The sequence below is a fragment of the Xanthomonas sp. NCPPB 1128 genome, from assembly GCF_001043115.1.
GTDB lineage: Bacteria > Pseudomonadota > Gammaproteobacteria > Xanthomonadales > Xanthomonadaceae > Xanthomonas_A.
Genome location: NZ_LFME01000006.1, coordinates 1 through 25478 on the forward strand (window position 1 = coordinate 1; position 25478 = coordinate 25478).

Annotated in this window: 20 protein-coding genes; 12 read left to right on the forward strand and 8 right to left on the reverse strand. The window is 69.2% G+C overall.

The window, feature by feature from the left end; translation table 11 throughout:
- Nucleotides 1-143: 143 nt before the first annotated feature.
- A complete protein-coding gene (locus ACP93_RS06000) occupies nucleotides 144-1424 on the forward strand; it encodes an MFS transporter (protein ID WP_048489862.1) in 1281 nt (426 codons plus the stop codon).
- Here ACP93_RS06000 and ACP93_RS06005 read toward each other — a convergent pair.
- From ACP93_RS06005 to ACP93_RS06015, 3 genes are all read right to left on the reverse strand, one after another.
- Nucleotides 1405-2742: a GGDEF domain-containing response regulator gene (locus tag ACP93_RS06005; RefSeq protein WP_048489863.1), complete on the reverse strand. Its 1338-nt coding sequence runs from the start codon at nucleotides 2740-2742 to the stop codon at nucleotides 1405-1407. The two genes, ACP93_RS06000 and ACP93_RS06005, sit on opposite strands and share 20 nt — an antisense overlap.
- A gap of 88 nt (nucleotides 2743-2830) precedes the next feature.
- On the reverse strand, nucleotides 2831-4138 hold the full coding sequence (locus ACP93_RS06010) for an NAD(P)/FAD-dependent oxidoreductase (protein WP_048489864.1): 1308 nt from the start codon (nucleotides 4136-4138) through the stop codon (nucleotides 2831-2833).
- 105 nt (nucleotides 4139-4243) lie between these two features.
- Nucleotides 4244-5623, reverse strand: coding sequence for a glutamine synthetase family protein (locus ACP93_RS06015; protein ID WP_048489865.1), 1380 nt, complete (start codon nucleotides 5621-5623; stop codon nucleotides 4244-4246).
- 266 nt (nucleotides 5624-5889) lie between these two features.
- Between ACP93_RS06015 and ACP93_RS06020 the strand changes: the two genes are divergently transcribed.
- The 11 genes from ACP93_RS06020 (at nucleotide 5890) to ACP93_RS06070 (ending at nucleotide 20732) form a co-directional block, all read left to right on the forward strand.
- A complete protein-coding gene (locus tag ACP93_RS06020) occupies nucleotides 5890-6645 on the forward strand; it encodes a gamma-glutamyl-gamma-aminobutyrate hydrolase family protein (protein ID WP_048489866.1) in 756 nt (251 codons plus the stop codon).
- A 5-nt stretch (nucleotides 6646-6650) separates the two neighbouring features.
- Nucleotides 6651-8033: a glutamine synthetase family protein gene (locus ACP93_RS06025; protein ID WP_048489867.1), complete on the forward strand. Its 1383-nt coding sequence runs from the start codon at nucleotides 6651-6653 to the stop codon at nucleotides 8031-8033.
- Nucleotides 8034-8429: 396 nt separating this feature from the next.
- Nucleotides 8430-9809 carry an aspartate aminotransferase family protein gene (locus ACP93_RS06030; RefSeq protein WP_048489868.1) on the forward strand — a complete coding sequence of 460 codons (1380 nt, stop codon included), beginning with the start codon at nucleotides 8430-8432 and terminating at the stop codon, nucleotides 9807-9809.
- 76 nt (nucleotides 9810-9885) lie between these two features.
- Nucleotides 9886-11007 carry a polyamine ABC transporter substrate-binding protein gene (locus ACP93_RS06035; RefSeq protein WP_048489869.1) on the forward strand — a complete coding sequence of 374 codons (1122 nt, stop codon included), beginning with the start codon at nucleotides 9886-9888 and terminating at the stop codon, nucleotides 11005-11007.
- Between the two features lie 561 nt (nucleotides 11008-11568).
- Complete coding sequence (locus ACP93_RS06040) at nucleotides 11569-12837, forward strand: HlyD family secretion protein (protein WP_048489870.1); 1269 nt, start codon at nucleotides 11569-11571, stop codon at nucleotides 12835-12837.
- Nucleotides 12834-14411 carry a DHA2 family efflux MFS transporter permease subunit gene (locus ACP93_RS06045; RefSeq protein WP_048489871.1) on the forward strand — a complete coding sequence of 526 codons (1578 nt, stop codon included), beginning with the start codon at nucleotides 12834-12836 and terminating at the stop codon, nucleotides 14409-14411. The genes ACP93_RS06040 and ACP93_RS06045 overlap by 4 nt, the downstream gene beginning before the upstream one ends.
- Nucleotides 14412-14418: 7 nt before the next feature.
- Complete coding sequence (locus tag ACP93_RS06050; RefSeq protein WP_048489872.1) at nucleotides 14419-15927, forward strand: efflux transporter outer membrane subunit; 1509 nt, start codon at nucleotides 14419-14421, stop codon at nucleotides 15925-15927.
- Between the two features lie 321 nt (nucleotides 15928-16248).
- Complete coding sequence (gene potA / locus ACP93_RS06055; RefSeq protein ID WP_048489873.1) at nucleotides 16249-17391, forward strand: ABC transporter ATP-binding protein; 1143 nt, start codon at nucleotides 16249-16251, stop codon at nucleotides 17389-17391.
- Nucleotides 17388-18350, forward strand: coding sequence for an ABC transporter permease subunit (locus ACP93_RS06060; protein ID WP_048489874.1), 963 nt, complete (start codon nucleotides 17388-17390; stop codon nucleotides 18348-18350). Before potA ends, ACP93_RS06060 begins: the two co-directional genes overlap by 4 nt.
- On the forward strand, nucleotides 18347-19198 hold the full coding sequence (locus ACP93_RS06065; protein ID WP_048489875.1) for an ABC transporter permease subunit: 852 nt from the start codon (nucleotides 18347-18349) through the stop codon (nucleotides 19196-19198). Before ACP93_RS06060 ends, ACP93_RS06065 begins: the two co-directional genes overlap by 4 nt.
- 169 nt (nucleotides 19199-19367) lie before the next feature.
- Nucleotides 19368-20732 (forward strand): NAD-dependent succinate-semialdehyde dehydrogenase, encoded by a 1365-nt coding sequence (locus tag ACP93_RS06070; RefSeq protein WP_048489876.1) that lies wholly within the window; start codon nucleotides 19368-19370, stop codon nucleotides 20730-20732.
- Nucleotides 20733-20875: 143 nt separating this feature from the next.
- On the opposite strand, the gene ACP93_RS06075 is transcribed toward ACP93_RS06070, so the two are convergent.
- The 5 genes from ACP93_RS06075 to ybeY all read right to left on the reverse strand — a co-directional run bounded on the left by ACP93_RS06075 (nucleotide 20876) and on the right by ybeY (nucleotide 25461).
- Nucleotides 20876-21871 (reverse strand): magnesium and cobalt transport protein CorA, encoded by a 996-nt coding sequence (locus tag ACP93_RS06075; RefSeq protein WP_017908178.1) that lies wholly within the window; start codon nucleotides 21869-21871, stop codon nucleotides 20876-20878.
- Nucleotides 21872-21921: 50 nt separating this feature from the next.
- Nucleotides 21922-23157, reverse strand: a complete 1236-nt coding sequence (locus tag ACP93_RS06080; protein ID WP_228135969.1) for a lipoprotein N-acyltransferase Lnb domain-containing protein — start codon at nucleotides 23155-23157, stop codon at nucleotides 21922-21924.
- Nucleotides 23158-23201: 44 nt separating this feature from the next.
- Nucleotides 23202-24083: an HlyC/CorC family transporter gene (locus tag ACP93_RS06085; RefSeq protein WP_048489877.1), complete on the reverse strand. Its 882-nt coding sequence runs from the start codon at nucleotides 24081-24083 to the stop codon at nucleotides 23202-23204.
- A gap of 111 nt (nucleotides 24084-24194) precedes the next feature.
- Nucleotides 24195-24782 carry a hypothetical protein gene (locus ACP93_RS06090; protein ID WP_048489975.1) on the reverse strand — a complete coding sequence of 196 codons (588 nt, stop codon included), beginning with the start codon at nucleotides 24780-24782 and terminating at the stop codon, nucleotides 24195-24197.
- Between the two features lie 193 nt (nucleotides 24783-24975).
- Nucleotides 24976-25461, reverse strand: a complete 486-nt coding sequence (gene ybeY / locus ACP93_RS06095) for an rRNA maturation RNase YbeY (RefSeq protein WP_017908182.1) — start codon at nucleotides 25459-25461, stop codon at nucleotides 24976-24978.
- Nucleotides 25462-25478: the final 17 nt, after the last annotated feature.

Sequence of the window (25478 nt, forward strand, 5' to 3'; positions counted from 1 at the left end):
GGCGGGCGAGCGCGAGCTGGCGGTGCTGACCGCCGCTGGTCGCGTGCAACTGCCGCACTGAGCCGGATCGTGCGGCGGACCTGCGCGAGACAAGCCGCGGCGGGACTGCCAGAATCGGCCGATTGCCTGTCGATGTCGCCTCCATGACCGCTGCCGCGTCTCCCGTTCCGCCCGTCAATTCGCCGCGTCGCGTGCTGCTGGCCAGCCTGGTCGGCACCACCATCGAGTTCTTCGATTTCTATATCTACGCCACCGCCGCGGTGTTGGTGTTCCCCACGCTGTTCTTCCCCAAGGGCGACGCCGATGCGGCGCAGCTGCAGTCGCTGGCGACCTTCGCCGTGGCCTTCATCGCGCGGCCGCTGGGGTCGGCGCTGTTCGGCCACTTCGGCGACCGTGTCGGGCGCAAGGCGACCCTGGTGGCAGCGCTGCTGACCATGGGCCTGTCCACCGTGCTGATCGGCCTGCTGCCCGGCTACGACCGGATCGGCCTGTGGGCGCCGGCGCTGCTGGTGCTGTGCCGCTTCGGCCAGGGTCTGGGTCTGGGCGGGGAATGGGGCGGGGCGGTGTTGCTCGCCACCGAGAACGCGCCGCCGGGCAAGCGCGCCTGGTACGGCATGTTTCCGCAGCTGGGCGCGCCGCTGGGCTTCCTGCTGTGTTCGGGCATCTTCCTGCTGCTGGGCGCGGTGCTGGACGAGGCGCAGTTCCTGCGCTGGGGCTGGCGCATTCCGTTCGTCGCCAGCGCCCTGCTGGTGATCACCGGGCTGTGGGTGCGCCTGCGCATCCACGAGACCCCGGATTTCCAGCGTGCGCTGGATCGCAACGAACGCGTGCGCCTGCCGATGCAGACGGTGCTGTCGCAGCACGTCGGCGCGACGGTGCTGGGTACGTTCGCGGTGCTGGCCACCTTCGTGTTGTTCTACCTGATGACGGTGTTCGCACTCGGCTACGGCACCACCTCGCTGCACTACAGCCGCGAGCAGTTCCTGCTGCTGCAGATGGTCGGCATCCTGTTCTTCGCCGCCGGCATCCCATTGTCGGCCTGGTATGGCGATCGCCGCGGCACGCGTCCGGCGATGCTCGTGGCCAGCGTGGCCATCGTCGCCTTCGGGCTGCTGTTCGCGCCGCTGTTCCAGGCCGGGCAGCCCTGGCAGGTGCTGGGTTTCCTGGCGCTGGGGTTCTTCTTCATGGGCCTGACCTACGGCCCCTGCGGCACGCTGCTGGCCGAGCTGTTTCCGGTGCCGGTGCGCTACACGGGCGCTTCGCTGGCGTTCAATCTGGCCGGCATCGTCGGCGCGGCGCCGGCACCGTACGTGGCGGTGTGGCTGGCCACGCACTACGGCCTGTCGTGGGTCGGCTACTACCTCAGCGCGGCGGCGCTGCTGACGGTGTTGGCGCTGCTGGCGATCAGGCGGCCGCGTCGCTGAGCGTCGGCTCGGCCGGCGGCGCGTGTTCGACCCGGTTGCGGCCGCCGGCCTTGGCCAGGTACAGATACTTGTCGGCCTCGGTCAGCAGCGGATGCAGGGTCTGCCGCTGCGGGCCGCTGCTGCTGACGCCGATGCTGATGGTCAGCCGCAGGGTTTGCGTGCCGAGCGGGATCCTGAGGTCGGCGATGCGCGCGCGCAGCGCTTCGAAGTAGCCGGCGGCCGCGGCGGCGTCCAGGCCTGGCACCAGCATGCAGAATTCCTCGCCGCCGAAGCGTGCCACCATGTCCTGCGGCCGCGCGTGCGCGGCCAGGGTCGCGGCCACCGCACGCAGCGCTTCGTCGCCCGCCTCGTGGCCGAAGGTGTCGTTGATGTGCTTGAAATGGTCGATGTCGAGCATCGCCACGCCGACCGGTTCCTGGCGCGCCAGCCATTTCGCCAGCACGCGCTGGCTCTGTTCGAGGAAGTGCCGGCGGTTGGGCAGGCTGGTGAGGAAGTCGCGCGTGGCCAGGTCCTGCAGGGTGCCGATCAGTTCCAGCTGATCCACGTTCTGCGAGACCCGGCAGAAGAACTCCTCGCGCGAAAAGGGTTTGCGCAGGAAGTCGTTGGCGCCGTTCTTGAGGAAGCGTGGCACCAGCGACGGGTCGTTGTTGCCGGACAGGCCGATCACCGCCAGCATGTCGCGTGCGCGCAACGCGCGCAGCCGGCGGGTGAATTCCACGCCCTCCATGCCTGGCATTTCCTGGTCCACCACCGCCAGGCGGATGGACGGATTGGCCTCGATCGCACGCAGCCCGGCGGCGCCGTCGGCGGCCTCGACCACGCGGTAGCCGTACATCGAAAGCAAGGAGGCGGCATAGGCGCGCGCCGACGGCGAGTCGTCCACCACCAATGCGGTGATGGAGCGGTTGCGCGCCAGCCGCTGCACCAGCCAGGCCAGGTAGTCGATGCTGTCCGGCGCGTTCTTCAGCACGAAGTCGATGATCTGCTGGGTCAGGATGCGCTTGCGCAGGCTTTCGTCGTAGACCCCGCTGACCACCACCGTCGGCAGCCCGCGTGCGACGAAGAAATCCACCACCGTGTCGCGGTCGCCGTCGGCCAGCACCAGCCCGGTCAGCGCCAGGAACCAGGGGCCGCCGTCATCCAGGGCGGCGGCGGCCTCGGCCAGGGTGGAGACCACCACGACCGGCAATTCGACCCGTTGCTCGATCGCCGCGCGCAGCAGGTCGGTGAAGGTGCGCGAGTTTTCCACCAGCAGGATGCGCTGCTGTGCAGGGCTGCCGTCGGGGGCGATCGGGTAGATCGGCAGCGGGTGCGACATGCATGCCTCGCGGGCGGCAATCCGGGGATGGAACCCCGTTATCGGCCGCGCGCGCGCGAACTTGAGGGCGGCGTGGGCGCGCCGGCGGCTACCACAGCGCGTCGCGCAGCTTGTACCAGGACATCGCCGCCACCAGCAGCGGCGTACGCAGCACGCGGCCGCCGGGGAACGGCGCATGCGGGATCCGCGCGAACACGTCCAGCCGCTGCGCCTGGCCGCCGATCGCCGCGGCGATGACCGCCCCGGCCAGGCCGGTGGCGGCCACGCCATGGCCGGAGAAGCCCTGCGCGAAGTACACGTTCGGGGTCAGCCGGCCCCAGTGCGGGGCGCGGTTGCGGGTGATGTCGACGTAGCCGCCCCACACCGAGTCCATCTCGACCTGGCGCAGTTGCGGGAACACCCGGCGCATGCGCCGGGTCATCACCCCGCGCAGGCCGGGCGGCGGCAGCGACGAGTAGCTGGCGCGGCCGCCGAACAGCAGCCGGTGGTCGCGGCTGAGGCGGAAGTAGTCCAGCGCCCAATTGATGTCGGCCACCGCCATGTCGTTGCCGATCAGCTCGCGCGCCAGCGCCTCGCCCAGTGGCGCGCTGGCGCCGATGTAGGTGCCGACCGGCATGATCCGCGATTCCAGTTCCGGGGCGATGCCGCGCAGCCAGGCGTTGCCGGCGAGGATGGCGAACTCGCCTTCGGCCTCGCCGTGCGCGCTGCGCAGGATCGGCCGCGCGCCGCGCACCAACTGCGTGACCGGGGTTTGCTCGTGGATGCGCACGCCCGCGGCCAGCGCCGCCCGCGCCAGGCCGCGCGCGTACTCCAGCGGATGCAGGTGGCCGCTGGCCGCGTCGTACATCGCCCCCAGATAGCGCGGGCTGCGCAACTGCGACTGCAATTGCGTGCGGTCCCACCATTGCAACGGATAGTCGTAGCGCTGCGCCATCTCGATGATGCCGGCGCGCAGCGCGCGCTCCTGGCGCGGCTTGATCGCCACGTGCGCGTGGCCGTCGCGCCAGTCGCAGGCGATGCCATGGCGGGCGATGCGGCTGCGCAGCAACTGCATGCCGTCGCGGGAGAAATCGAACAGCAGCCGCGCATCGTCCTGGCCGAGCAGGGCTTCCAGGGTGTGCTGCTCACAGCCGTAGCCGACGATGGCCTGCCCGCCGTTGCGCCCGGACGCACCCCAACCGACCCGCTGCGCCTCCAGCACCACCACCCGATACCCGGCCTCGGCCAGCGCCAGCGCCGCGCTCAGCCCGGTGTAGCCGGCACCGAGGATGCATACGTCGGCGCGTACCTTGCCTCGTAATGGTTCCTGTTCCGGGAGCGGTGCGGCGCTGTCGAGGTACCAAGACGCGCCGGGAGTCGGGAATCGGGAATCGGGAATCGGAGAAGCGCTGGTCATGGCGGCGAACAGTTGCGGTGGCGCAGGCACACCATGCGCTGGGCTGCCGGCGCTTTCGCTGTGGCTGTTTTCGATTCCCGATTCACCATTCCCGATTCCCGGCCTTCAAACCGTCCGCAGATACCAGCGATAATCCACATCGCTGACCTGCGCCTGGAAATCCAGCAGCTCGCGGCGCTTCTGCTGGCCGTAGACATGCCGGAAATGCGTGCCGAAGTGAGCGGCGGCGAAGTCGCTGTCCAGGAAGCGGGCGATCGCGCCGCGCCAGTCCGGTTCGCGTGCGGCGTGTTGCGCGTAGGCGTTGCCCTGCGTCGGCGGCCCCGGATCGATGCTTTGTGCCAAGCCGTGTTCGATGCCGGCCAGTACTGCCGCGGCGACCAGGTAGGGATTGGCGTCGGCGCCGGCGATGCGGTGTTCGATGCGGGTGTTGGCTGGGTCGCTGTGCGGCACCCGCATCGCCACGGTGCGATTGTTGAAGCCCCAGCTGTCGTTGAGCGGGACGAAGGCATTGGCGACGAAGCGCCGGTAGCTGTTGGCATGCGGCGCGAACAGCAGCAGGCAGTCCTCGGCGCTGCGCTGCAGCCCGCCGATGGCATGGCGCAAGGATGCGGCCGGCGCCTGTGGGGTGCAGGCGAACACGTTGTGGCCGGCGCTGTCCAACAGGCTCACGTGCACGTGCAGACCGCTGCCGGACTGCGCGGCGAACGGCTTGGCCATGAAGCTGGCGAGCAGGCCCTGCTGCTGCGCGATCGCCTTGATCGCGCGCTTGAGCAGCACCGCATCGTCGCAGGCGGCCAGCGCGTCGGCGCGGTGCTTGAGGTTGATCTCGAACTGGCCGGGCGCGTACTCGGCGACCGCGGTGTCGGCCGGAATGCCCTGCGCACGGCAGGCCTGCGCGACCGCATCGGTGAAGCTGCGCTGGTCGTCCAGTTCCTGCATGTAATAGACCTGGGTGCTGTCGTTGCGCAGCCCGCTGTGCGCATGCAGCGGCGGCTGCGGGCGGCCATGCGCGTCGGCGTGCGGGTCGAACAGGTAGAACTCCAGTTCCACCGCGATCACCGGGGTCAGCCCGCGTGCCTGCAGGCGCGCCAACACCTGCGTCAGCACCTGGCGCGGGGCGAAGTCGAGCGGGCCGCCGGCACCGTCCTGCATCGCCAGCAGCAGTTGCGCCGACGGCACCGGCGCCCACGGCACCGGCCGCAGGCTGCCCGGTACCGGAAAGCACAGTCGGTCCTCGTCGCCGATGTCGTAGCCCAGCCCGGTTTCCTCGACGGTGTTGCCGGTGATGTCGGTGGCGATCAGCGACATCGGCAGGCACACGCCGTCGCGGTAGACCTTGTCCAGCGCGTCGCGGGCGATGCGCTTGCCGCGCAGCAGGCCGTTGCAGTCCGGCAGCAACAGGTCGATGTGCTCGCAGCCGGCGATGCGCTGCAGGGTCTGGGCGTCGTCCGGGGGCAGCAGCGGGGCATCGTGCATGCGGGTCATCGCGGCGGACGGCGGGAGTGCTTCGAGCTTAGCAGAGCGCCATGGCGTCAAGAATACTCAACGGCCCCTGGAGCGATGCGCTCGCGTTCGATCACGCGGTTGCGCGGCGGTTGCGCGGTTCTGCGCCGTCTCAGGCGCAATGCACGTGTCACGCAGGGTCCGGTAATCGCTGCGTTCGCTCGCTCTGTGCTGCATTCCGCAGTGTGTCGTGTTGTAAAAATAAAACGCGCACGGTAAGTTGCGGCGACGCCGCACGAGTTCTTCGCATGGCCGTATCGCCCCTGGTCGGCGTACCGACCGACCGCAAGCTCATCGGCCACCATCCGTTCCTGGCGGCGGGCGAAAAGTATCTGCGCGCCGCCGTCGATGGTGCCGGGGTGACCCCGGTGCTGCTGCCGTCGCTGCAGCCGCCGGTCGATGCGCGCGCCTGGCTGACGCGGCTCGATGGCCTGCTGTTGACCGGCGCGGTCAGCAACATCGAGCCACACCATTACAGCGACGAGCCGAGCTGGCTCGGCAACATTCACGACCCGGCGCGCGATGCCAACACCCTGGACCTGATTCCGCAGGCGATCTCGCTGGGCCTGCCGATCCTGGCGATCTGCCGCGGCTTCCAGGAAGTCAACGTCGCCCTTGGCGGCACCCTGCATCAGAAGGTGCATGCACAACCGGGGCTGTCCGATCACCGCGAGGACCCGCAGGCGCTGCTGGAAGCGCAGTACGCGCCGGCGCACGAGGTGACGCTGAGCCACGGCGGCTGGCTAGAGGAGATCGCCGGCCGCGACCGGGTACGGGTCAACTCGCTGCACGGGCAGGGGGTGGCCCGCCTGGGGGGCGACCTGATCGTGGAGGCACTGGCGCCGGACGGCCTGATCGAGGCCTTCCGCGGCATCGGCCCCGGCTTCCTGCTCGGCGTGCAATGGCATCCGGAGTGGCGGGTGCTCGACGACGCGTTCTATCTCGGCATCTTCCAATCCTTCGGCGACGCCTGTCGCCACTATGCGGCCACCCGCAGGCACTGATTCCCATGGCCAGTCGACCCCGATCGCGCAAGCACACGCCGGAACAGCAGGAAAGCTCGCTGCGGCGCTGGCTCAAGGAGCGCCACATCACCGAGGTCGAGTGCCTGGTGCCGGACATCACCGGCAACGCGCGCGGCAAGATCATTCCCGCCGCCAAGTTCTCGCACGACTACGGCACGCGCCTGCCCGAGGGCATCTTCGCCACCACCGTCACCGGCGACTACCCGGACGACTACTACGACCTGACCTCGCCGTCGGATTCGGACATGCAACTGCGTCCGGACCCGGACACGGTGCGGATGGTGCCGTGGGCCGCCGATCCCACCGCGCAGGTGATCCACGATTGCTACACCAAGGAGGGCCAGCCGCACGAACTGGCGCCACGCAACGTGTTGCGCGGGGTGCTGGCGGCGTACGCGGCGATCGGCTGCAAGCCGGTGGTGGCGCCGGAGCTGGAGTTCTTCCTGGTGCAGAAGAACACCGATCCGGACTTCCCGTTGCTGCCGCCGGCCGGCCGCTCTGGTCGCCCCGAGACGGCGCGGCAGTCGTACTCGATCGACGCGGTGAACGAGTTCGATCCGATCCTGGACCTGATGTACGACTATTGCGATGCGATGGAGCTGGACGTGGACACGCTGATCCACGAATCCGGCGCGGCGCAGCTGGAGGTCAACTTCACCCACGACGACGCGCTGTCGCGCGCCGACCAGGTGTTCCTGTTCAAGCGCACCATGCGCGAGGCGGCGCTGCGCCACGGCGTCTACGCCACCTTCCTGGCCAAGCCGATGGAGAACGAGCCGGGCAGCGCGATGCATATCCACCAGAGCCTGGTGGACAAGCACGGCAAGAACGTCTTCAGCGGCCGCCGTGCCGGCGAGTACAGCCGCACCTTCGCCCATTACCTGGCGGGCCTGCAGAAGTACGTGCCGATGGCGATGGCGTTCTTCGCGCCGAACGTCAATTCCTACCGCCGGCTGATGTTCGGCGAGGTGTCGCCGAGCAATGTGCTGTGGGGCTTCGACAACCGCACTTGCGGCCTGCGCGTGCCGATCGACACGATCGAGAACATGCGCGTGGAGAGCCGCTTCGCCGGTTCCGACGCCAACCCGTACCTGGCGATGGCGGCGACGCTGGCTTGCGGCCTGCTCGGCATCCGCGAGAAGCTCGAGCCGACCGAGCCGACCACCGGCAGCGGCAAGGAGATGGGGTATCAGCTGCCGCGCTCGCTGGGCGAGGCGCTGGACGAGCTGGAGCGCTGCGCGCCGTTGCAGGAGTTGCTGGGGCCGCGGTTCGTGCGGGCGTACATCTCGGTCAAGCGCAAGGAGTACGAGACGTTCTTCCGGGTGATCAGTTCGTGGGAGCGGGAGTTTTTGTTGTTGAACGTGTGAGCGGCTGGCAGCCGTCGTGGTTGGTCTGCTGCTAGCTTGTTCGCGCCTTTGGTCGCTGCTGTTCCGACCTGCTGCCACCGCCGCCGCCGCCGCTTTAGCTGTTGCTGTTGCTGTTGCTTCGGCTGTTGTCGTTGCTTTTGATTTACCGGGTTCCCTTCCGAAGCGGCGGGCATGGCGGGGAAAAACCCGAAGGGCGGCGCACAGGGATGTGCGCCGCCCTTCGGGGTTTTTCCCCGGGCCGGCCGCCGCTTCGGAAGGGAACCCGGTAAGGCAACAGCAACGGCAACAATAAGTGCAACGGCAAAGGCAAAGGCAAGAACAACAGCAACAGCAACAGCAACAGCAACAGCAGAGCTTGGCCGCGGCGGCGGCCTTGGCACCGACACTGGAGTGAACATGGACCGGATCGACACGCGCGCCCTGCAAGACCTGGATGCCGCGCACCACCTGCACCCGTTCAACGACAACGCCGCCCTGGCGCAGAAAGGCACCCGCATCCTCACCCGCGGCGACGGCGCCTACGTCTGGGATGCCGACGGCAACCAGTTGCTCGACGCCTTCGCCGGCCTGTGGTGCGTCAACGTCGGCTACGGGCGCAAGGAACTCGGTCAGGCCGCCGCGCGGCAGATGGAGCAGCTGGCGTACTACAACAGCTTCTTCCAGTGCACCACCGAACCCACCATCCGCCTCGCCGCCAAGCTCGCCGAACTGGCGCCGGGCGACCTCGATCATGCCTTCTTCACCAATTCCGGCTCCGAGGCCAACGACACCATCCTGCGCCTGGTGCGGCACTTCTGGGCAGTGCAGGACCAGCCGCAGAAGACCATCTTCATCGGCCGCCACGACGGCTACCACGGCACCACCATGGCCGGGGCCAGCCTCGGCGGGATGAAGGGCATGCACCGCCAGGGCGGCCTGCCGATTCCCGACATCCACCACATCGATCCCCCGTACGGCTTCGGCGACGGCGGCGACATGGACCCGGAGGAGTACGGGCTGCTGGCCGCGCGGCGGCTGGAGGATAAGATCCTGGAACTGGGGCCGGAGCGGGTGGCCGCGTTCATCGGCGAACCGATCATGGGCGCGATCGGCGTGTACATCCCACCGCGCAGCTACTGGCCGGAGATCGAACGCATCTGCCGCCACTACGACGTGCTGCTGGTCGCCGACGAGGTGATCTGCGGCTTCGGCCGCACCGGCGAATGGTTCGGCGCGCAGCATTTCGGCTTCCAACCGGACGTGATGACCATCGCCAAGGGCATCACCTCCGGCTACATCCCGCTCGGTGCGGCGATGTTCGGCACGCGCGTGGCCACCGTGCTGAAGGAGCAGGGCGGCGAGTTGGCGCACGGCTGCACTTACTCCGGTCACCCGGTGTGTGCGGCGGTGGCGCTGGAGAACCTGCGCCTGCTGCAGGACGAGGGCATCGTCGAACGCGCACGCAGCGAGATCGCGCCGTACCTGGCGCAGCGCTGGGCCGAGCTGGGCGAGCATCGGCTGGTCGGCGAGGCGCGCATCGTCGGCATGATCGGTGCGCTGGAGCTGGTGCCGGACAAGCCGCGCCGGCACTACTTCCCCGAGCGCGGCAAGGTCGGCGCGCTGTGCCGCGACAACGCGCTGCGCCGCGGCCTGATCCTGCGCGCCACCCACGACGCGATGCTGCTGTCGCCGCCGTTGATCCTCAGTCGCGCCCAGGTCGACGAACTGTTCGACAAGGCCTGGCTGGCGCTGGAGGACACGGCGCAGGCCCTGGGCAAATCGCCCGGCGCTGGGTAGTCTGGGCTGTCCACCCCGGATCCGGCGCGTGTCGCGGATCCTCCCCCTCTTGCCCATGGACCTGCGGAGACCTGCCATGACCCTGCGACTGCTCACTCTTTCCCTGGCCACGGCGCTGCTCGCCGGCTGCGGCGGCTCCAGCAGCGATGCGGACAAGGCGGGGCAGGGCGAGGCGAAGGTGCTCAACGTCTACAACTACTCGGACTACATCGCCGAGAACACGATCCCCGAGTTCGAGAAGCAGAGCGGCATCAAGGTCACCTACGACGTCTTCGACAGCGACGAGATGGTGGAGACCAAGCTGCTGGCCGGCGGCAGTGGCTACGACGTGGTGGTGCCGACGCTGAACTTCTTCGGCCGGCAGATCCAGGCCGGCGTGTTCCTGCCGCTGGACAAGAGCAAGATCCCCAACCTGGCCAATCTCGATCCGCAGATCATGCAGCGCATCGCGCAGCAGGATCCGGGCAACAAGTACGGCGTGCCGTACATGGTCGGCACCACCGGCATCGGCTACAACGTGGACAAGGTCAAGGCCGCGTTCGGCAGCACCGACATCGCCAACAGCTGGGACCTGGTGTTCAAGCCCGAGAACCTGTCCAAGCTCAAGGACTGCGGCGTGACCCTGCTGGACACGCCCTCGGACCTGATCCCGATCGCGCTGCACTACCTGGGCGAGGATCCGCACAGCACCGACCCGGCCAAGATCGAGCAGGCCGCGGCGCTGATCAAGCGCATCCGCCCGTACGTGCAGAACTTCCACTCCTCGCAGTACGTGACCTCGCTGGCCAACGGCAGCACCTGCCTGGCGGTGGGCTGGTCCGGCGACATCATCCAGGCGCGCGACCGCGCCGAGGAAGCCAAGAACGGCGTGCACGTGGCCTATTCGATTCCCAAGGAGGGCGCGCCGCAGTGGTTCGACATGCTGGCCATCCCCAAGGACGCCAAGCATCCGGAGAACGCCTACGCGTTCATCAACTACCTGCTGACGCCGAAGGTGGCCGCGGCCAATACCGACTTCATCCACTACGCCAACCCGGTCCCGCAGGCGACCCCGCTGGTGGATGCGGCAATCCGCAACGATCCCACCATCTATCCGCCGCCGGAAGTGGCCGCGAAGATGTTCACCTATTCGATCAACCCGCCCGAGGTGGACAAGCTGTATACCCGCCTGTGGACGGAGATCAAGACCGGGCGTTGAGCAGTTGGCCTTTATGGTCCCGGGTAGCGGCTTGCCGTTGAACGAGCAGGCGTTGAGCGCTGCGCTTGTCCAAACCGGCCACCGCAGACGCTAACACCTGTTGTGGGAGGGACTTCAGTCCCGACGCGATGCTGCCCGGGACATCTGGCGTCTTCGCTCGTCGCGGCTGAAGCCGCTCCTACAAGGTCTGCTGGCGCACGCAGTACCGCGTCGGCAGGCTCTCCCGATTGAGATCGGACAGGCAAGAACCTCTCCCGTAGGAGCGGCTTCAGCCGCGACGGGCCTTCCCGATAGCGCCTCATCGCGCGGCTGAAGGGCACCCCGAAACATTGGTCCCCCCATCGGGATGAGACACCGGGACATCGCTCCCTCGACGCAAGCGGCCGGGTCTGGCGCTGCATAGCGTCCGCAATCGCGGAGACGCCGCAGAGGCACCGCCACGCCATGCTCACACACTCTGTACTCGCCGGTACAAATAATGCGCCGTCCGGCGTACGCTACCGTCTGGTGGCCCGCTGTCCCAACCCGGCGACGTTCTTCCTCTCCCCAGGAATCAGCGACTTGAGCAACCACGACCCACACTCCTCGCAGGCGCCGCGGCAGGCCGCCGCGCACGATGCCCATGCCGACCAGGGCCAGTCCGGCACGCCCCGGGACGACAAGCGCCGTGACGGCAAGGGCCGGGACGACGATGGCAAGCCCGACACGCCGTCGCCGCTGAAGAACCCCAAGGTCAAATGGACCCTGCTGCTGATCGGCCTGCTGGTGGTGATCGGCCTGGTGGTGTGGCTGATCTACTACCTCACCACCGGCCGCTACCTGCAGGAGACCAACAACGCCTATCTGCAGGCCGACACCGTGGCGGTGGCGCCGCGGGTCAACGGCTACGTGACCGCGGTGTACGTGCGCGACAACCAGACCGTGGTCTCCGGGCAGCCGCTGCTGGAGATCGACCCGCGCACCTACCGCGCCACCCTGGAGCAGGCGCAAGCCGTCATCGCGGTGCGCCAGGCCGACATCGCCGCCGCCGAGGCCGGGTTGCAGGCGCAGCGCGCCAGCGTGCTGCAGGCGCGCACCCAGGTCACCGCGGCAGCTGCCAGCCTGCGCTTCGCCCAGGGCGAGGCCAAGCGTTTCGGGCCGCTGGCCGCGTCCGGCGCCGACACCCACGAACACTACGAAAGCATCCTCCACGACCGCGAGCGCGCGCAGGCGCAGTTCGACGCGGCCAAGGCCCAGGTCGCCGCTGCCGAGAGCCAGGTGCAGGGCACCAGCGCCAAGCTCGATCAGGCCCGCGCCGGCCTGGTACAGGCGCAGGCCGACGCCACGCAGGCGCAGGTGGCGGTAGAGGACACCCGCCTGACCGCGCGCATCGCCGGCCGCATCGGCGACAAGACCGTGCAGGTCGGCCAGTTCGTCGCCGCCGGCACCCGGCTGATGAGCGTGGTGCCGGTGGAGGCGCTGTACCTGAGCGCCAACTTCAAGGAAACCCAGGTCGGGCTGATGCGGCCGGGGCAGCCGGCGCGGATCGAGGTCGATGCGCTGTCGGGCGTGGAACTGGATGGCGTGGTCGAGAGTATCGCCCCGGGCACCGGGTCGCAGTTCGCGCTGCTGCCGCCGGAGAATGCCACCGGCAACTTCACCAAGGTGGTACAGCGGGTGCCGGTGCGGATCCGCCTCAAGGCCGGCGCCGAAGCGCGCAAGGTGCTGGTGCCGGGCATGTCGGTGACGGTGACCGTCGATACGCGCGGCGCCAAGGACGCCAAGCAGCGCGTGGAGGAAGAAGACGCGCAGGGCCAGGATGCGGTCGCCCCGCGCGGGCGCACCCCGTGAGCGAAGCGGCCGCGGCGGCTGGCGCGCAGGCGCCGCAAAAGGCCGACAGCGGCGCCTGGCTGGCGGTGGCCGCCGGCACCATCGGCTCGTTCATGGCGACGCTGGACATCTCCATCGTCAACGCCGCGCTGCCGACCATCCAGGGCGAGGTCGGCGCCAGCGGCACCGAGGGCACCTGGATCTCGACCTCCTACCTGGTCGCCGAGATCGTGATGATCCCGCTGACCGGCTGGTTCGTACGCACCCTCGGGCTGCGCAATTTCCTGCTGATCTGCGCGCTGCTGTTCACCTTCTTCTCGGTGGTGTGCGGGCTGTCCAACAGCCTGACCATGATGATTCTCGGCCGCGTCGGCCAGGGTTTCGCCGGCGGCGCGCTGATCCCCACCGCGCTGACCATCGTCGCCACGCGCCTGCCGCCGGCGCAGCAGACCCTGGGCACGGCGCTGTTCGGCATGACCGTGATCCTGGGCCCGGTGATCGGGCCGCTGCTGGGCGGCTGGCTCACCGAGAACGTCAGTTGGCACTACGCGTTCTTTCTCAACGTGCCGGTCTGCGCCGGTCTGGTGGCGCTGCTGCTGCTCGGGCTGCCGCACGAGCGCATGTATCTGCGCGGGCTGCTGGATGCCGACTGGCTCGGCATCTTCGGCCTGACCGCGGGGCTGGGCGCCTTGACCGTGGTGCTGGAGGAGGGCCAGCGCGAGCGCTGGTTCGAATCCACCGAGATCGTGCTGCTGAGTGTGGTCTCGCTGGTCGGCTTCATTGCCCTGGTGGCCTCGCAGTTCTTCAGCCGGCAGCCGGTGATCCGCCTGTCGATCCTGCTGCAGCGCAGTTTCGGCGCGGTGTTCGTGATGGTGATGGCGGTGGGCATGATCCTGTTCGGGGTCATGTACATGATCCCGCAGTTCCTGGCGGTGATCTCCGGCTACAACACCGAGCAGTCCGGCTACGTGGTGCTGCTGTCGGGCATCCCCACCGTGCTGCTGATGCCGATGATGCCCAAGCTGCTGACCACGGTGGACGTGCGCGTGCTGGTGCTCGGCGGGCTGACCTGCTTCGCCACCGCCTGCTTCGTCAACATGCATCTCACCGCCGAATCGGTCGGCATGCACTTCGTCGCCGGGCAGCTGCTGCAAGGCTGCGGGCTGGCGCTGGCGATGATGTCGCTCAACCAGGCGGCGATCTCCTCGGTGCCGCCGGACCTGGCCGGCGATGCCTCGGGCCTGTTCAACGCCGCGCGCAACATGGGCGGTTCGATCGGCCTGGCGCTGATCTCCACCTTCCAGGAGCGGCGCATGGTGTTCCACACGCAGATGCTCGGCAGCGGTACCACTGCCAACTCGCCACTGGCGCAGGACTACCTGCACGGCATCGCCGCGCAGCTGCAGTCGGTCTCCGGCGCCGGCGCGGCGATGCAGTCGCTGGCGCAACTGGCGCGGATGGTGCAGCAGCAGGCGCTGGTGATGACCTACAACGACCTGTTCTGGATCTTCGGGGTGATCGTGGTCTGCACGATCCCACTGACGTTCCTGCTCAAGCCGCTGCCCAAGGGCGGCGCCCCGCTCGCGATGCATTGAGGATTCCATGGCCCAGCGTTTCTCCCGCGTTCTCGTCGCCGCTGCACTGCCGTCGCTGCTGACGGCCTGCATGCTCGGCCCGGACTACGTGAAGCCGCCGCCGGTGGCCGAGGCGGCGCTGGCGCAGCCGCGGCTGCATCGCGCCGATGCCACGGCCGCCGCTGCCGGGGTGGTGCCGGCACCGCCGCCGCAGCGCTGGTGGGACACCCTGCAGGACCCGCAGTTGACCATGCTGGTCGAGCAGGCCCTGCAGCACAGCCCGAACCTGCGCTTGGCCCAGGCGCGCCTGCGCGCCTCGCGCGCGCTGGTCGACCAGCGGCACGCCGAGCAGTTGCCCAGCGTCGGCGCCAACGCGGCCTATCTCAACGCACACGCGCCGGATGCGCTGACCGATCGCCTGGGCAGCATCGCCGCCGGCACCGGCCAGCCGGTGGAGATCGATCCGCGCGCGCAGCTCTACAGCGTCGGCATCGATGCCAGTTGGGAACTGGATTTCTTCGGCCGCCGCCGCCGTGCCAGCGAGGGCGCACTGGCCGATGCCCAGGCCGACGAGGCCGACCTGGCCGACACCCAGGTGCAGATCGCCGCCGAAGTGGGGCAGGCCTACCTGGGCTACCGCAGCACCCGTGCGCGCATGGCCGTGGCCCAGCGCAATCTGGAGGCCGCCCGCCAGACCCTGCAACTGACCCGCCAGCGCCGCGAGCGCGGCGCCGACGCCGACCTGCAGGTGGAGCGCGCACAGGCGCAGCTGCAGCAGCAGGAGGCGGTGCTGCCGGACCTGCAGGCGCAGGCGCAGGTGGCGCTGGACCAACTGGCGCTGATGATCGGCCGCGAGCCGGGCGCGCTCGACGCCGAACTGGCCGCGGACCGGCCGTTGCCGACGCTGCCGGCAACGGTGCCGGTGGACGATGCCGGCGCGCTGATCCGCCGGCGCCCGGACGTGCGCCGCGCCGAGCGCCAGCTGGCGGCCTCGTCGGCGAAGATCGGCGAAGCGCTGACCGCGTACTTCCCGCAGGTCACCCTGCTGGGCAACATCGGCATGGCCGCGACCTCGCCGGGCGATCTCGGCCGCGACGCGGTCAATAGCGTGGTGGCGCCGTTCCTGCGCTGGTCGATCTTCGATTTCGGCGGCACCCGTGCCAAGGTCGAGCAGGCCCGCGCCGGCAACGCCGCACGCCTGGCCGCCTACGAGGGCACGGTGCTGGCCGCGCTGCAGGACGCCAACGGCGCGCTGGCGCGATTCGGCGGCGCGCGCCAGCAGGCGCTGGCCGCGGACAAGGCCGCGGCCAGCGCGGATCGTTCCGCCGCGCTGCTGCAACAACGCTATGCCGCCGGCGCCTCGTCGCTGATCGATGCGCTGGACGTGCAGCGCCAGCAGGCCTCGGCGCAGGACAGCGCACTGCAGGCGCATACCCAGGTGCTGCTGCGCTACGTGGCCTTGCAGAAGAGTCTGGGCCTGGGCTGGGCGGCGCCTGAGGCACCAGCGTCCGCGTCAGCGCCAGCCACGGCGCAGTGAGCACGCGCTGCTGTTACGAATCCCCAATCCCGATTCCCGAATCTCGTGCGGCCGTGCCGCGCGGCATAGCCGCTGCCGTATCGCCGACACAACGGCCGCAGCCACACTGAAGGGCCTGGGCTGGGCCTGGGCTGGGCGGCGCCTGAGGCACCAGCGTCCGCGTCAGCGCCAGCCACGGCGCAGTGAGCGCGCACTGCTGTTACGAATCCCCAATCCCCACTCCCGAATCCCGCGCCGTCACAGCTACACTGAAGCTCACCGCGCCGCGGTCGCCACTGCAGCGGCGCTCCGCACGACGGCGTGCTTTACGGGGAATCAGCGATGGCGTTGAGCGAAGCGAGAACCGACCATCTGCCGGCACCGCCGCCGGCCAAGGGTGCCGGCTATGTGTCCATCGCCGGCCTGCGCAAGGAGTTCGACGGGTTCGTCGCGCTGGACGACATCGACCTGGACATCGGCCAGGGCGAGATCTTCGCGCTGCTCGGCGGCTCCGGCAGCGGCAAGTCGACGCTGTTGCGCTGCCTGGGTGGGTTCGAGCAGCCCAGCCGCGGCCGCATCGTGCTCGACGGCCAGCCGCTGGATGGACTGCCGCCGTACCAGCGTCCGCTCAACATGATGTTCCAGTCCTACGCGCTGTTCCCGCACATGAGCGTGGAGCAGAACATCGCCTTCGGGCTGAAGCAGGACGGGCTGTCGCGCAGCGCCATCGCCAGCCGCGTCGGCGAGATGCTGGAGCTGGTGCGGCTGGGCACGCTCGGCAAGCGCAAGCCGCACCAGCTCTCCGGCGGACAGCAGCAGCGCGTGGCGCTGGCGCGCTCGCTGGCCAAGCGGCCGAAACTGCTGCTGCTGGACGAGCCGATGGGCGCGCTGGACAAGAAGCTGCGCTCGCAGATGCAACTGGAGCTGGTGTCCATCATCGAGACCTCGGGCGTGACCTGCGTGATGGTCACCCACGACCAAGAGGAGGCGATGACCATGGCCACGCGCATCGCGCTGATGGAGCAGGGCCGCATCCGCCAGGTCGGGACGCCGGGCGACATCTACGAGTCGCCGAACAGCCGTTTCGTCGCCGAGTTCATCGGCTCGGTGAACATGTTCGAGGGCCGCATCGGCGAGGACCACCCCGACCATGTGACCGTGCTGTGCCCGCAGTTCCCGGTGCCGATCTACATCAGCCACGGCATCACCGGCGTGGAAGGGCAGGAGGTGGCGTTCGCGGTGCGTCCGGAAAAGGTCTGGATCACCAAGGGCGAGCCGGAGCAGATCTACAACAAGGCGCTGGGCACCATCGAGGACATCGCCTATTTCGGCAGCCACTCGATCTTCCACGTGCGCCTGCCCAGCGGCATCCGTGTGCAATCCAACTTCGCCAACCAGAAGCGCTGGGACAGCGAAGGCATGACCTGGGGCGACACGGTGTGGGTGTCGTGGGACGACAACGACGGCGTGGTGCTGACCGCATGAGCGCGCCCGTCGTGCCGGTGCCGCCCGAGCCGACGCCGCGGCTACGCCTGCAGCAGCGCCTGCGCCTGCGCTCGCTGCCGGCGATGCGCTGGCTGGTGATCGCCGCGCCGTACCTGTGGCTGCTGCTGTTCTTCGCGATCCCGTTCCTGATCGTGCTGCGCATTTCCTTCGCCGAACAGGCGATCCGCAGCCCGCCGTACAGCGAACTGCTGGAGGTCCGCGACGGCGTGCTGACGCTGAAGCTGACCCTGCAGAACTACCTGGCACTGCTGCGCGACCACCAGTACATCGAGGCCTACTGGGGCTCGATCAAGATCGCCGGCATCTCCACCGTGCTGACCCTGCTGATCGGCTACCCGATGGCCTATGCGATCGCGCGGCTGTCGCCGTCGGCGCGCAACATCGCGATGATGCTGGTGGTGCTGCCGTCGTGGACCTCGTTCCTGATCCGCGTCTATGCCTGGATCGGCATCCTCGACAGCAACGGCGTGCTCAACCGCGCGCTGCTGGCGCTGGGCGTGATCGATGCGCCGCTGCACATCCTCTACACCCCGGTCGCCGCCTATATCGGCATCGTCTACTGCTATCTGCCGTTCATGGTGCTGCCGCTGTACGCGACCCTGGTCAAGCTCGACCAGCGCCTGCTCGAGGCCGCCTACGATCTCGGCGCGCCGCCGTGGAAGGCGTTCCTGACCGTGACCCTGCCGCTGTCGCGGCCGGGCATCGTCGCCGGCTGCATGCTGGTGATGATCCCGGCGGTGGGCGAGTTCGTGATTCCGGAGATGCTCGGCGGCCCGGACACGCTGATGATCGGCCGCGTGCTGTGGGGCGAGTTCTTCAACAATCGCGACTGGCCGACCGCCTCGGCGGTGGCGATCGCGATGCTGGCGTTGTTGATGGTGCCGATCCTGATCTTCAACCGTTACCAGCAGCGCCAGCTCGAAGGCGGGCAGGCATGAGCGGCGCGCGCGGCGGCATGGGCACGGTGCTGCGCTGGACGGTGCTGGGCGCCGGCTTCGCCTTCCTGTACCTGCCGATCCTGCTGTTGATGGTGTATTCGTTCAACGCCTCCAAGCTGGCGACGGTGTGGGCCGGCTTCTCCACCAAGTGGTACGGCGAGTTGCTGCGCGACCGGCAGATCCTGCAGGCGGCCTGGATCAGCCTGAAGGTGGCGTTCTGGACCGCCACCGCGTCGATGGTGCTCGGCACCCTGGCGGCGATGGCGATGACCCGCTTCCGCCGCTTCCCCAGCAAGAGCCTGTTCGGCGCGCTGGTGACCGCGCCGCTGGTGATGCCGGAGGTGATCATCGGCCTGTCGATCATGATGATGCTGGTGTCGATGGGCGGCGTGCTCGGCATCCCGCCCAAGGGCGTGATGGCGATCTGGGCCGCGCACGTCACCTTCACCCTGTCCTTCGTCACCGTGGTGGTGTCCTCGCGCCTGCAGGAGCTGGACCGCTCGCTGGAAGAGGCAGCGATGGATCTGGGCGCCAACCGCCTCAAGGTGTTCTTCCTGATCACCGTGCCGATCATCGCGCCGGCGCTGGTGTCCGGCTGGCTGCTGGCGTTCACCCTGTCGCTGGACGACGTAGTGATCGCCAACTTCGTCGCCGGTCCGGATTCGACCACGCTGCCGATGACCGTGTTCTCGTCGGTGCGCATGGGCCTGAAGCCCAAGATCAACGCGCTGGCCACGCTGATGGTGCTGGCAGTGTCGATCGCCGCCGTCGTCGGCTGGTGGCTGATGGCGCGCAGCGAGAAGCGGCGCCAGCGCGATATCCAGCTTGCCCAGCAGCAAGCGGGCTAGGGCATGACGTTGCTTCACGTAGGAGCGGCTTCAGCCGCGACACGCCTTGCCGACAATGCCTGTCGCGGCTGAAGCCGCTCCTACAGGACATCGCACTCGACGGCATCGCCACGTCGCCGCAACGTTCACGGCGCTAGGCTGACTGGACATTTTTCCAGGAGTCCGCGCGATGCCTTACGACACCGTCAATCCGGCCAATGGCCAGGTCGAATACAGTCTCGAGCTGATGGACGCCGCCGCCGTCGAACAGCGCCTGGCCGCCGCGGCGCAGGCGTTCCCGGGCTGGGCGGCGACCCCGCTGGAACAGCGCGGCGCGCTGCTGCGCAAGGTCGGTGTGCAGTTGCGCGACCAGCGCGATGCGATCCAGCGGGTGATGACCGCGGAAATGGGCAAGCTGCGCAAGGAAGCCCTGGCCGAACTCGACAAGTGCGCCGCGGCCTGCGACTACTACGCCGAGCACGCAGCCGCGTACCTGCGCGAGCAGGCGGTGGCCACCGATGCGCAGCGCAGCTACGTGCGCTACGAACCGCTGGGCTGCGTGCTGGCGGTGATGCCGTGGAACTTCCCGATCTGGCAGGTGTTCCGCTTCCTGGCGCCGGCGCTGATGGCCGGTAACGTCGCCCTGCTCAAGCACGCCAGCAACGTGCCGCGCTGCGCCGACGCGATCGCCAAGGTGCTGGCCGACGCCGGCGTGCCGGACGGCGTGTTCGACGTGCTGCACATCGACAACGACCAGGCTGCCGAAGTGCTGCGCGATGCGCGCGTGGCCGCGGTCACCCTGACCGGCAGCGAGCGCGCCGGCCGCTCCATCGCCGCCAACGCCGGCGGGCAGTTGAAGAAGTGCGTGATGGAACTGGGCGGCAGCGACGCCTTCGTGGTGCTGGACGACGCCGACCTCGACGCCACCGTGGCCGCGGCGGTGAAGTCGCGCTTCGACAACGCCGGGCAGACCTGCATCGCGGCCAAGCGCTTCGTAGTGGTGGAGGCGATCGCCGACGAGTTCGTGCGCCGCTTCGTGGCCGCCGCTGCCGAGCGTCGTCTCGGCGACCCGCAGGAGGAGACGACCACGCTGGCGCCGATGGCACGCCAGGACCTGCGCGACGAACTGCACAAGCAGGTGCAGGCCAGCATCGCCAAGGGGGCGAAGGCGCTGCTCGGTTGCGAACCCGAGCGCGGCAGCCATGCCGGCTATCCCGCGTCGATCCTCGACCAGGTGGTGCCGGGCATGCCGGCCTACGACGAGGAACTGTTCGGCCCGGTCGCGGCGATCCTGCGCGTGGCCGACGAAGCAGAAGCCGTGCGCGTGGCCAACGACACCACCTTCGGCCTCGGCGGAAGCGTCTGGAGCAGTGATCGCACCCGCGGCGAACGTGTGGCCTGCCAACTCGAGTGCGGCGCCGCCTTCGTCAACGCCATCGTCAAGAGCGACGTACGCCTGCCGTTCGGCGGCATCAAGCGCTCCGGCTTCGGCCGCGAACTGGCCGAGCATGGCATCCATGAGTTCATGAACATCAAGTCGGTGTATGTGGCTTGAGGGCGGGGATTCGGGAGTCGGGATTGGGGATTCGCAAATGCGGCTTCCTCCGCTGATGCATCCCGTGCAACCGCAGACTTAAGCCATCAGTTCGCAGCGCACCGCTTCAACGAATCCCAACTCCCCAATCCCCACTCCCGGCCTCACAACCACCTCGCCCGCTTGAACGCCACATACAGCGCCACGCACACCGCGGCGACGCCGCCGACCATCAGCGGGTAGGCCCAGGGCCATTCCAGTTCCGGCATCTGCTTGAAGTTCATGCCGTACCAGCTGGTGATCAGGGTCGGGGCGGCGAGCAGGGCGGCCCAGGCGCCGAGGCGCTTGACCGTCTCGCCCTGGGCCAGGGTCACCAGCGACAGGTTCACGCTGAGCGCGGTGCCCAGCATCTCGCGCAGGGTGTCGATGGCGTCGTTGGTGCGCACCGCGTGGTCGAGCACGTCGCGCACGTACAGCCGCACTTCCTCGGCGATCAGCGGGCCGGGGTGGCGCTTGAGGTGCGCCAGCACGTCCTGCAGCGGCGCCACCGCCAGACGCATCTGGTTGAGTTCGCGCTTGAGTTCGTACAGGCGGATCGCAGTATCGCGGCGGTACGACTCGGCGAAGATGTCGGCTTCCAGCCGCTCCAGGCTCTGCCGGAAGGCGTCGAGGATCGGCTGGTAGTTGTCCACCACGTAGTCCAGCACCGCGTACAGCGCGTACGACGGGCCGAGCTTCATCAGCGACGCCTCGCGCTCCAGCCGCTCGCGCACCGGCGCGTAGGGCAGCGAGGCGCCATGGCGCACGGTCAGCAGGAAGCGCGCGCCGAGGAAGGCGTGGGTCTCGCCATAGACGATGCGCTCGTCGATCACCTGTGCGGTGTGCACCGCCAGGAACAGCGAGTTGCCGAAGGCCTCGACCTTCGGCCGCTGGTGCGCCTTGCGGGTGTCCTCGATCGCCAGTTCGTGCAGCTGGAATTCTTCCTTGAGCTGCTGCAGCACCGCGTCGCCCGGCTCGTACATGCCGACCCAGACGAAGCCGTCGTCGTGGCCGGCGAGCACGTCGCTGATCTGCTCCAGGGCGATGTCGTGGCGGCGGCCGTGGCCGTCGTAGTGCACGCAGTTGATGACGCAGGCGGGATTGGCGGTCGCGGAGGCCATGGCGGGATCGGGTTCGGCGGAGGCGCGCGTGGCGAGGTGGCGCGACGGTATCAGGGCTGCGGGCGAGGGCGGGTGAGCGCCCAGGCCAGCGCCGCGTGCACCGGCAGCAGCAGCGCGATCCATTGCAGGTTGAACTGCGGCTGCAGCATCGACAGCCAGTGGATCAGCAGCGCGGCGCCGGCCAGCGCCACCACCAGCCACAGCAGCACGTCGAACCAGCGCCCGGGGCGGCGCCCGCGCACTACCGCAAGACCGCCGAACAGCAGCGGCAGGCACAGCGGATCCAGCAGCAGCAGATTGCGGTTGCCCCAGGCGGCGCGATGCTCGCTGAAGCCCCATAGATACAGCAGGACCGCGCCGCCGAGCGCGCACAGCAGCCAGAACGGCAGCGCCAGCGCGGCCAGCCAGCGCGGGCGGCGCCCCAGTGCCAGCACGCCCGCCGCCGCGGCCAGTCCCACCAGCAGCCACGGCCACCAGTGCCGCAGCTGTTCCGGCGGCTCGGGCGGCAGCCGCTGCGGCAGCAACTGCTGGCGCGCCTGCACCAGCGGGCGGCCTTCGCTGTTGCGCACCTCGTTCAGGCTCTCGGCCAGGCGCATCGGCACGAACGCCTCTTCCCAGCGCGACAGCGGCTTGTCGGCGTACGGGCCCAGGCCCAGGTCGAAGCCCAGCCACATCCATGGCGCCGGCGAGGCCAGGCGCACCGATTCGCTGCGATAGGTGTTGCCGCGCGAGCGGCCGGACAGTTGCGCGTGCAGCGCCCCGCCCATCGCCCGGTCCAGCGCGTCGCGGACCATCGTGGCGCAGTTGGCGGTGTAGTAGTCGTAGCGGTAGCGGGCGTTCTCCGGGCGCGCACGCCAGGCCAGCGCCTGCTCCAGCGCACGCGCCTGCGCCGGCGCCAGGTCCAGCCACTGGATGTCGACGCCGCGGCCGGCCTCGCGGTATTGCTGCAGGTCCTCCTGCAGCGGCAACGCGACCAGGTAGTAGCGCATGTCGCCGGCGGCGAAGCGGCCGACGAAGCCCGGTTCGCTGGGGTCGAAGAAACCGAAGTTGTACGAGGTGGCCTGGCCCGTGCGCGGGTCGAGCACCACGATGGCGTCGTGGCCGAAGCGCTCGAAGAACACTTCGCCGGGCTGCATCGTCGCCACGCCGATGCGCGGTGCCGGGTCGTTGGCGGCGGCGGTGGTCGCAGCCGTCGTGGCTGCCGGTGCGGCCAGCGGCGGCGGTGCCGCCGGATCCGCGGGCGCGGTCTGCGCGAAGGCCAGTCCGGCCCACAGCGCCAGCAGCATCCCCAGCCAGCAGGCCGCGCTGGTACGCGGCGCGGTGCGCGCGCTCAAGCGCCGTCCTGCGCGGCGGGCGGCAGGATGGTGACGTGGAAGGCTTGCACCCGGCGCGCGTCGGCCCGCGCCACGCGGAACGCGAACCGCCCCAGGGTCAATTCCTCGCCGGTCTCGGGCAGGTGGCCGATCGCCTCGGTGACCAGCCCGCCGATGGTGTCGTAGTCGTCGTCGGGGAAGTCGGCGCCGAAGCGCTCGTTGAAATCCTCGATCGGGGTCAGCGCGTCCACCACATACTGGCCGTCGGCCTGCGCGGCGATCAGCGAGGCCTCGTCCTCGGCGTCGTCGTGTTCGTCGTCGATGTCGCCGACGATCTGCTCCAGCACGTCCTCGATGGTCACCAGTCCGGCCACGCCGCCGTACTCGTCGACCACGATCGCCATGTGGTTGCGCGACAGGCGGAACTCCTTGAGCAGCACGTTGAGCTTCTTCGACTCGGGGATCAACACCGCCGGGCGCAGCAGTTCGCGCACCGTGCCCGGACCGTGGTCGGCGACCACGCCGCGCAGCAGGTCCTTGGCCAGCAGGATGCCGAGGATGTCGTCCTTGTTGTCGCCGTGCACCGGGAAGCGCGAATGGCCGGATTCGACCACCTGCTTCATCAGGTCGAGGAAGCGCGACTCCACCGGCAGCGAGACCATCTGCGCGCGCGACACCATCACGTCGCCGACGGTGAGTTCGGAGACCGACAGCGCGCCCTCCATCATGCGCAGCGTGTCGGCGGCGATCAGGCCATCGTGCTGTGCGTCGCGCAGCACCTCGACCAGATCGTCGCGGGTGTGCGGGTCGCCGGAGAACACCGAGGTCAGGCGTTCCAGCCAGCCGCGACGTTTTTCGTGGGATTCGGGGGAGGAGCTACTCGGTCCGTCTTCAGACATGTTCTGGGGCTAGGCGCCCGATCGAACGGGCGGTAAGCCCAAGTCTAGCAGGGCGGTCGCGACAGCATCGCGACGCCGACGGCCCGTGCCGGCAGGGCCGCCGGCGCGGGTTCAGCCGCCCTTGGGCGGCGTGTGCAGGGCGTCCGGCGCAGGGGGCGCGCCCGGTTCCTCGGGCAGATCCAGGCTGTAGCTGCAGCCGGCCAGGGTCTTGCCGGGATGCGATTTCACCGTGGACACGCTGAGGATGATCGACTCGATCATCGGCTCACCGGTCTTGGGATCGTGGACGTCGCGGCTGAGCACCTCGCGGCCGAACATGGCCTTCTCCGGGGTGTCCACCGCCGCTTCCAGGTTCAGGCGCTTGGCCAGCGGCCGCGGATCGGGCAGGTCCAGGATCGCCATCACGCTGGCGCCGGAAAAGGCGATGCGCTCGCTGCTGTAGCCGAATACCTGGATCGGCCGGGTCAGCGCGTACTCGGTCATGAACAGATTGGACTGCGGCAGCGGCCGCCAGCCGTGCGCCACCGCCTTCAGCGGATCGGCCAGCAGCGGCGCCAGTGCGGTGAAGTCGGCCACATGCTGGCGGCATTCCAGCAGGGCCGGCAGGTCGATGGCCGGATCGGCGGCCGCGGCCGCGGCAGGCGCTGCAGTGGGCGGCGCGGCGACAGCCGCAGGAACGGCGCAGGCGAGCGCGAGCAGGACGAGCGAGGGACGGATCAACGCACAGAACCTCGAAGGGAAACGGGGCGGCGGCGATCGCCGCGCGGCCACGTTACCGCCGGCGCCTGCGCTTGACCAGCGCGGGGAGGTGGGCGATACACCGAGCCCCTCTCCCCCCGGAAGAGGGGTTGGGGTGAGGGTCGGTCGCGGCAGGGGGCGTGGGGATATCGGATCAGCGCTCGCCGGCGTAGGGGTCGGAGACGCCGAGGTCGGCGAGGATCTCGCGCTCCAGTTGCTCCATTGCCTCGGCTTCCTTGTCGTCCTCGTGGTCCCAGCCGAGCAGGTGCAGCACGCCGTGCACGGTCAGGTGCGCGTAGTGCGCGTTGAGCGGCTTGTCCTGTTCGGCGGCTTCGCGCGCCACCACCGGCGCGCAGATCACCAGGTCGCCGAGCAGCGGCAGCTTGACGCCCTTCGGCAGCCCCTCCGGCAGTTCCGCCGGGAAACTGAGCACGTTGGTGGCGTAGTCCTTGCCGCGGTAGTGCTGGTTGAGGGCGCGGCCTTCGCGGTCGTCGACCAGGCGGATCGCCAGGTCGGCCTCGCGGATGCGGCCCTTCAGCGCCGCGGCGACCCATTTGCGAAAGCTCGGCGCCGCCGGCAGCCCGGCACGGGGCAGGGCGTAGCTGACGCCGACATCGAGGCGGACGGGACCTTTGGTCATGGCGGAACGGCCAGGTG